Genomic DNA, 8,166 nt, shown 5'->3' with positions numbered 1-8,166 from the left:
ATTAAAGATAGTTAAAAGAATTAAAAAAATTTTTAAATTTTAGGAGGAAGATATGACAGAAGAGTTAATGAAAAAAATAGATAGAATTAATGAGGAGTTCGAAAAAAGAGAGTTCTTTATAAAAGAGGATATTTTAGAGCTTTTTGAACAAAGAGAGGATTTAAGAGAAAAATTAGATGCTATAAAGTTTAAAAAGATTGAGTTCTTCACAGTAGAGGATGAGAACTGTGTTGGATTTACTTTAGAAGATGTTCAAGTTAACTTCTTTATTGAGTTTGGAGAAGATGAAGAGGGTGAGTGGTACGAAGCTACTGCTGAAATAATCTCTTTCTAATAATAAAACCTAATGAAAGAAAAATAAAAACCAAGGATTAATCCTTGGTTTTTTTAGTTTATCTTATCTATTGCTGTTAAAAACTCGTCCATAGTTATTCCATATCTATTTAATTTAGATAAAAACTGCTTTGCATTAGAGTATCCTATTCTTAACTCTGTTCCAAGCTTTTCTCTTAACTCTTTTGATTCAGTAAATCCTGAAAGTTTATGGTCCATTAAAATATCCATAGTGAATATAGCTTCTGTATTTTGAACTACTTCACACTTTGCATTTTCTAAGGCTTTTATTATAGCTTCTGGAGTTGCATTTTCAACACCAATATCTCCATCTTTTGACCCTTCTTTTCTACTTATATAAGCTTGCTTCGCTTCTGGAAAAAACTTTAAAATATATTTTCTTAGCTCTTCTCCTACGAAATCTGGATCTGTTAAAACTATTATCCCTTTATTTTCATAAGCAACTCTTAATTTCTCTATGTTTCCTTTTTTTCTAATAGCAAAACCATTAGTTTGTATAATCTCAGCATCTACTGCTGCTTTTACTGCTGATATATCGTCTCTTCCTTCAACTACGATAACTTCTTTAATTGTTTTTTTCATAAATTTATATCCTCTCAAACTTTAAACATGAATTTTATATTTAATTGTAACATTTTTTTAAATGTAATACTATTTTTTTATTTTTATATGATTATAGGTCTTTTTACTTGTGATTAAATTATTTAATTATTGTTGACAACCTTTCTGTTTATGTGCTAGAATGTTGCAAAAGTAAATATATTCATTCGTATAAGTTGCAAATATGGTGCGGCGTCTCTACAACTAACCGTAAATTAGTTTCTATGAAAAAGATAAAAGGGATTAGTCTACCTTCTGTTTTTTTATAGAGTATGATTGTCTCTTTTTTTATTATATTTTGGAGGTTTTTATGAAGAAAAATAGCATCATTATTCTTGACTTTGGTTCTCAGTATAACCAGTTAATAGCAAGAAGAGTAAGAGAAATGGGAGTTTACGCTGAGGTTGTCCCTTATTTCGAACCGTTAGAGGATATTTTAGCTAGAGAGCCTAAAGGTATCATCCTTTCTGGTGGACCTGCTTCAGTTTATTTAGATGGATCACCAACAATTGAAAAGGCATTATATGAGCAGGGAATTCCAGTTTTAGGAATCTGCTACGGAATGCAATTAACTTCTCAATTATTAGGTGGAAATGTTGAAAGAGCTGATAAGCAAGAGTTTGGAAAAGCTGAGCTTATTATTGACGATTTAGAAAGTCCATTATTCAAAGATGTTCCTAACTTAAACCAAGTTTGGATGAGTCATGGAGACCACGTAACAGTATTACCAGAAGGATTTAAACAAATCGCTCATACAGATTCTTGTATAGCTGCTTCTGCTAATGTTGAAAAAAATATCTACTGTATCCAATACCACGCTGAGGTTACTCACTCTGAGTATGGAACAAAGATGTTAGAGAACTTCGTATTTGGAGTTGCTAAATGTGAGAAAAACTGGTCAATGGGTAACTACATTGAGCAAACAGTTAAATCTATAAAAGAAACTGTAGGAGATAAGAAAGTTTTACTTGGACTTTCTGGAGGAGTTGACTCTTCTGTTGCTGCTGCATTAATACATAAAGCTATTGGAGATCAATTAATCTGTATTTTCGTTGATACAGGACTTCTTAGAAAAGACGAAGCTAAAAACGTAATGGAAATCTACGGAGAAAACTTCCACATGAACATTAAATGTGTTGATGCTGAAGAGAGATTCCTAAGCAAATTAGCTGGAGTTACTGATCCTGAAGCTAAGAGAAAAATAATTGGAAAAGAGTTCGTTGAAGTATTCAATGATGAGGCATCTAAATTAACTGATGTTAAATTCCTTGCTCAAGGAACAATCTATCCAGACGTAATAGAGTCTCAATCTGTAAAAGGACCTTCTGCTACAATTAAGTCTCACCACAACGTTGGAGGACTTCCTGAGGATATGCAATTTGAATTACTTGAGCCTTTAAGAGAGTTATTCAAAGATGAGGTTAGAGCTGTTGGAAGAGAGTTAGGAATCCCTGCTCACATGGTTGACAGACACCCATTCCCAGGTCCAGGACTTGGAATCAGAATCTTAGGAGCTGTTGATAAAGAGAAAGCTGATATTTTAAGAGAAGCTGACGATATCTTTATTAAAGAGTTAAGAGCTGCTGATTTATATAAAGAGGTTAGCCAAGCTTTCGTTGTACTTTTACCTGTTAAATCAGTTGGAGTTATGGGAGACGAAAGAACTTATGAGTACACTGCTGTTTTAAGATCAGCTAACACTATTGACTTCATGACTGCTACATGGTCTAGATTACCATATGAGTTCTTAGATAAAGTTTCTAATAGAATCATAAATGAGGTTAAAGGAATCAACAGATTAACTTACGATATCTCATCTAAGCCACCAGCAACTATCGAGTGGGAATAATTAATATTACTTATAAAAATATAATATGTAAGGCGTTTTAAATCCTTTGGACTTAAAATGGACTTTTTTAAAAGGCATCTAGTTTCCCTAGATGCCTTTCTTATCCTAAATTTTATTTAATTTATCCATAAAAATAATAGGATATTTTTCTAGTACTTTTCTCAAATCTTTTTTATTTTTCCTTATTTTTAAGATACTGTCTTGTTTTGAGTAAATTTCTTCTTCATTTTCTACAAGATATTTATTTATATTTTTAGCCACTACTCTATCATTAAATCCTATTTCATAAATATAAACTTCTTCTATATTCTTTAATCCATATTTCATCTGATTTATCAAAAAATTTAGCATTTTTAATCTCCAATCATTCTCTTCCAATTTTATTAACAATGCCTCACCTATCGCACTTAAAATATTTGTAATTTTATATGATGATATTTGTTCACAGATTTTACATATTTTTTCCAACAAAATTTCATTTTCTTGTAAATCTTTAATTTTTTTCTGATAAATTTCTTTATATGTAATACCACTAATCCATAATATTAAAATTTCTAAAAACTTTTCTTCTCCAATACTTTGAATTATCTTTTCATCAAGTATATATATAATACACGGAAGTAATTTTGATAACATTTCTTCTGAAGAAGATATCTCTTCATTTATAAAATCATTAGTTCCTAACCACTCTTCTATATACAATATCTTATCTACTCCCATCAACGATCTCATACAAGCGTACTTTTGATTTAAGTTTGGTAATTTATCCATACAATAATCTGATATTAATCTAAAAATTTCTAAAAGTTCTTTTTTTTGTTTTTCATCTGCTAAAAAATAAGCATATGTACTTTTTAAAGCATTTTCAATTTCATCTATATTTTTTGTATTTTCTGATAGTAGATATTCAGTTATAAAGCTTTCTACTCTTTCTAATGATTCGTTTAATTCACTTACTTTTTCTTCGAACCTATTATACTCAACTTCTTTTTCATTACAAATATCTTCAAATATTTTTTTTATGCTATATCTTTTTTCTGATAAATAATACTTTTTAATTATATTTGCAACATAAACTACCCATGAATCATTTATCGGAAAACAATTCATAAGAATCTCTTCAACTAATAATAATAACCTACTCTTACACGGCTCTGAATTATTTTTATTAATCAGTCTCTTGTAATTTTGCCATTTTGAATTTTTATATCCTTCTGTAATTAATACAGTGCCTTCTGTATAAACTCCCGCTCTTCCTGCTCTTCCTATTAAATTTTGAAAATCTCTCACTTTTATTTCGTTTCTTCCTTGACGAATCCCCGTTATTATTAAATATCTTATTGGTAGATTTACTCCTTGAGCCAATGTCGATGTACATACAAGGAAGTTAATCTTATTATGCTTCATAGCATGCTCAATAGAATTTTTTAATCCGTTATTTATCTCGGAATGATGGACAAACATTGATTTTAAACTCGCTTTGTAATATAAACTTTCTTCTCCATAGTGTTCCTTTATCAAATAAGAAATTTTTTCAACCTCTTCACTATCTGAATATTCACTAAACTTTGAAACATTATATCCTCTTTCGTCAATCTCTATAACTCTTTCTAAAATTTTATTTGCACTTTTTTTTGTTCCTGAAAATAATACAACCGCTCCATTATGACATAAGTTTAAAGAATAATATATCCCTATATCCCTACTTTTCTCTATTTCTTTTCTAGAGTCTAACTCTGGAAACATCCTTTTTTTTATTTCTCTTTCTTTTTTATTAAGTTCTTGTATCTTTAAAATTCTCGGAACAAAAAATTCTGCTTCTCCATCTGGATCATTTTCTTTTACAAAGTATAAACATCCTGTTTTTTCGTTAATTTTTTTATCATATAATATATTTGTTACTCCTATATTTTTAGGTATTATTCCTACATCACTAGATACTATTTTTCCTTTCCCATCATTAAACCATTCATTTAAATCCTCTACATTTGAAATAACCGCTGAGATCAAAACTTTTTGTACATCTTCCATCAACTCTTTTTTTAAAGCTGAGATCAAAAGTTCATAAGTTATCCCTCTAATAGGTTCATCGAAAAGATGAGCTTCATCAAATATAATAAGTCCTATTTTTTTAGCTAAATTTTCATTTTTTCTTATTAAGTATAGCAATTTTTCTGGAGTAGATATTATTATATTTTTATTTTCTGAATAATTTAATTCTAATTCTTCATCTTGAAGTACATCTGATAGTTCATCTATGATTACTTTATCATCGTAAAGAAAACTTTTTTTTAATTCTGTTTTTATTTCATAACAAAGAGCTTTGAAAGGAGCAACTACTACTACATATCCAATATTATTTTTTAAAAAAAATGATGAGATCATAAGAAAAATTGATTTTGTTTTTCCTGAACTTGTTGGCATCTGAATTATTCCCGAATGTCCATTAAATATATTTTGTTTTCCTAACAGTCTTTGAGAAGGCCACAATTCTTTTATCATAGCTTCATTTCTGAATAAATCTTTTATTTTTTCTTTGGGTTCTGACATATAAATAGGAAGTAAAATATTAGAAGAACGACTTATTTTCAATATATATATCGCTATAAAAGCTTCTCCTAAAAAAAACTCTAAATCTGTCCCATTAAAATAATTTTTTCTCATTTCTAAAATTATTTTTTTCGATTCTTTTTCTATAGTTTCATTTTTATAAATAACCTTTATAAGCCCTTGGAACTTTAATAAATCCTCTTGATAAACTGAATCATAATTTTTAATGTCCACTTTATCAAATTCGTCATTTAATAAAAAATAAATCATTTTCTCTAATGAATTACTATTCAAATCAATTGTTTTTATATCAATTTTTTTTATTAAAACTTTAGAACTACCAATATAATCACACAAATAGTATGCTATCGAGCCTAACAATAATTGATAACTGTCTATTTTTTCTTTTAATTTTGAATTAAAGTATGAGTCTAAATAGCTTGATGAAAAAAATAAATTCTCCTTATACTCTTCTATTTTTTTTTCACATTCCATGCTATCTTTTCTATTTTCTATTATTTCTCTAGATATATCAGCTATTATTCCTACTACTGTTATAAATATCTTTTCTATCTCTTCTTCTATTTCAGCATGTAATTCCTCTGGAACAGAATACTCTATCATTTTAGCTTTTGCCCTTACTTTCTTTAATAAATATTTTGATTTATCTCCTATTAACATTTGCTTGCCCTCTCATATAATTTGTGGATAAAATTCATCAAATCTTTCTTATAGATTACCATCAATTCTAAATCAGGATCTGGATGATCTTTCGTATTTATTTCCTCAAAAAACTCTTTTTTTAAACATTCCTCTGTGTATACTGCTACCGCTCCGTACTTTGAAATATATGGTCTATCTATTGGATTTTGAAATCTTTGAATTATAGAAGCTTCATCTATTTTTCTTTCTATTAACATTCTTTGTTTAGCAGAACTTAATGAAAACGATAATCTTTCAAAATCTTTTTCAGAATCTAATATTGCATCTTTTAGCCTATTTTTCGGGGTTCCTCTAGATGCTTGAGCCTTCACTTCAAAAATAATTAGTTCATCGTCTTTAGAGAATTCTTTTCCTGTTTTCAATCCTATGACATCGCTCCCTTGAGTTGAAGTGTTTGGATTAACCTTATTATCATAACGTGTTCTAGGTATATAAAATTTTCTAAAAAACTCTAAATAATCCGCTAATAATATCTCTGAAAAATCCCCTGATCTAGTTGATGGTCCTGGTGAATGCACTGCACTTGGAAGTTTATTTTTCTTTAAAAATTCCTCTTTAGAATCTGTTGTTCCTTTTACTAATAAATCTAGCATCTCATCAGAACAATAATTCCTTCTTAAATGTTTGGCCCAATTATTCAATACCTCTTCATCAGCACATTCATCCAACTTCCAAATTTTTATTTTTTTTTTATTTTCTGTTATTTCCTCTTTCTCTTCAATTAAATAAGCCATGTGATGTAAAGTCATATTTTGCCCCCTTCTGAAATAAAAAAAGTAGAATATTTTACTTTCATTTTATCTTAATTTAAATAATACCTTTTACACATTACAAAGTCAACTATTATAAAACAAAAAATACTAATTTGATACTTTGATTTATACTTCACTAAAAATAAGCTTTTATTGTATATTTACTTACATTCTCCTATCTTAATTTATTTAAAATCCAAACTATTTATAAATTAAAATATAATTTAAATTGTGTACATTTTTAAGATACGTTTTAAAAATTGTATCAAAAAACAACTATTTTTCTTCCTAAATTATAGAAAAACCCTTTTTTTTATGCTAAAATATTTATATCACTTATCGGGGGAGGGAATAATAAATTATGTTAAAAAAAATTAAAACTATTTCTGAAAATCTTTCTAATAGCGAAATTCCTAAAGTTTTTGATCATTTCGGAAAAAAAATACTTCCTTTTTATAGAAGAGAAGTAAGCACTAGAACAACTCATGGGGGAACTTGGGATATAGAGGAAGAGTTTATTATTGGAATCACAAATCACGGTTGGGCAAAATATGACTATATTTTCAATTGTTCATCAGAAGCAGGAGTTAAGAATCATCTTTCTGAAGAGATTATGACACCTTTAACTTATGAAAATATACTATTTTATTGTAATACAATACCTGAGCTTAAAGAGAAGATCCAAGAGTGTGGTATTTAAACAAAAAAGAGAAGAAAATCTTCTCTTTTTTTAGTTCTTATCACCTTATTTTTCACCTTGAAACCCCTTTGTAATACAATGTTTTCAAGGCTTTATATGAATATCTACAACTCGTTATATGACATTTTTTTACCCTACTACTACTAATTAGGGTAATTTCAAACGAACGCCTTAAAACTCATATTAGAGTGTCATTTTTATGTACTTTTGTCTATAAAATAGTAACTTGTCATTAATATACTTAAATTTCAACACTTTAATATAAATACTCTATATTTTAAGTACTAATTATCTTTTTTATCAACTATCCCATTTATCATGAACCCTTATTTTTTCAACTCATTAACCCCAATATAAGGATTTTTATACCTATTGTCATACTTACTTTTACCACCACAAGATATAGCAACAGTTGGACATAGATTTGCACATGCTAAGCAATCTTCACAATTTTTATCCCAAACAGGTTTTCCATCAACTAGTTCTATATTTTCAACAGGACAAACATCTTTACATATTCCACAACTTATACATCTTTCATTATTTAGTTTAAATTTTTTAGAAACTGTTTTTAATCCAAGTCTCCAAAACTTATAAATCAATAAAAATATTGGATATAAAAAGATATTGCTGTTAGC

Annotated in this window: 7 protein-coding genes and 1 riboswitch; of the genes, 3 read left to right on the top strand and 4 right to left on the bottom strand. The window is 28.1% G+C overall.

Annotated elements, in window-relative coordinates; translation table 11 throughout:
- Window positions 1-52 precede the first annotated feature (52 nt).
- On the top strand, window positions 53-334 hold the full coding sequence (locus tag Q0V08_RS09170) for a hypothetical protein (protein ID WP_023050758.1): 282 nt from the start codon (window positions 53-55) through the stop codon (window positions 332-334).
- 53 nt (window positions 335-387) lie between these two features.
- On the opposite strand, the gene rnmV is transcribed toward Q0V08_RS09170, so the two are convergent.
- Window positions 388-936 (bottom strand): ribonuclease M5, encoded by a 549-nt coding sequence (rnmV, locus tag Q0V08_RS09165; protein WP_297434133.1) that lies wholly within the window; start codon window positions 934-936, stop codon window positions 388-390.
- A 165-nt stretch (window positions 937-1,101) separates the two neighbouring features.
- A riboswitch (purine riboswitch) is annotated at window positions 1,102-1,199 on the top strand.
- Window positions 1,200-1,252: 53 nt separating this feature from the next.
- Between rnmV and guaA the strand changes: the two genes are divergently transcribed.
- On the top strand, window positions 1,253-2,803 hold the full coding sequence (gene guaA / locus Q0V08_RS09160; protein WP_366099792.1) for a glutamine-hydrolyzing GMP synthase: 1,551 nt from the start codon (window positions 1,253-1,255) through the stop codon (window positions 2,801-2,803).
- A 105-nt stretch (window positions 2,804-2,908) separates the two neighbouring features.
- Here the strand turns inward: guaA and Q0V08_RS09155 are convergent, their stop codons facing one another.
- The gene (locus Q0V08_RS09155) at window positions 2,909-6,034 is read right to left on the bottom strand and encodes a DEAD/DEAH box helicase (RefSeq protein WP_297434131.1); all 3,126 of its coding nucleotides are present in this window, start codon (window positions 6,032-6,034) and stop codon (window positions 2,909-2,911) included.
- A complete protein-coding gene (locus tag Q0V08_RS09150; RefSeq protein WP_297434129.1) occupies window positions 6,028-6,825 on the bottom strand; it encodes a Hachiman antiphage defense system protein HamA in 798 nt (265 codons plus the stop codon). Before Q0V08_RS09150 ends, Q0V08_RS09155 begins: the two co-directional genes overlap by 7 nt.
- 364 nt (window positions 6,826-7,189) lie before the next feature.
- On the opposite strand from Q0V08_RS09150, the gene Q0V08_RS09145 reads away from it, so the two are divergent.
- Window positions 7,190-7,528, top strand: coding sequence for a hypothetical protein (locus Q0V08_RS09145; RefSeq protein WP_240218374.1), 339 nt, complete (start codon window positions 7,190-7,192; stop codon window positions 7,526-7,528).
- Between the two features lie 326 nt (window positions 7,529-7,854).
- Here Q0V08_RS09145 and Q0V08_RS09140 read toward each other — a convergent pair.
- A partial coding sequence (locus tag Q0V08_RS09140; protein WP_297434127.1) for an EFR1 family ferrodoxin occupies window positions 7,855-8,166 on the bottom strand: 312 nt, incomplete at its 5' end.

Origin of the sequence: uncultured Cetobacterium sp. (genome assembly GCF_947038635.1) — a bacterium.
Taxonomy (GTDB): domain Bacteria; phylum Fusobacteriota; class Fusobacteriia; order Fusobacteriales; family Fusobacteriaceae; genus Cetobacterium_A.
Note: the sequence above shows the minus strand (reverse complement) of the source record. Positions and strands in the feature narration are given on the sequence as shown.

Bases quoted from the DNA above. Each gene is read 5' to 3' on its own strand.
- Q0V08_RS09170 (WP_023050758.1), top strand. From the start codon at position 53: ATGACAGAAGAGTTAATGAAAAAAATAGATAGAATTAATGAGGAGTTC.
- rnmV (WP_297434133.1), bottom strand. From the start codon at position 936: ATGAAAAAAACAATTAAAGAAGTTATCGTAGTTGAAGGAAGAGACGAT.
- Q0V08_RS09155 (WP_297434131.1), bottom strand. From the start codon at position 6,034: ATGTTAATAGGAGATAAATCAAAATATTTATTAAAGAAAGTAAGGGCA.
- Q0V08_RS09150 (WP_297434129.1), bottom strand. From the start codon at position 6,825: ATGACTTTACATCACATGGCTTATTTAATTGAAGAGAAAGAGGAAATA.
- Q0V08_RS09145 (WP_240218374.1), top strand. From the start codon at position 7,190: ATGTTAAAAAAAATTAAAACTATTTCTGAAAATCTTTCTAATAGCGAA.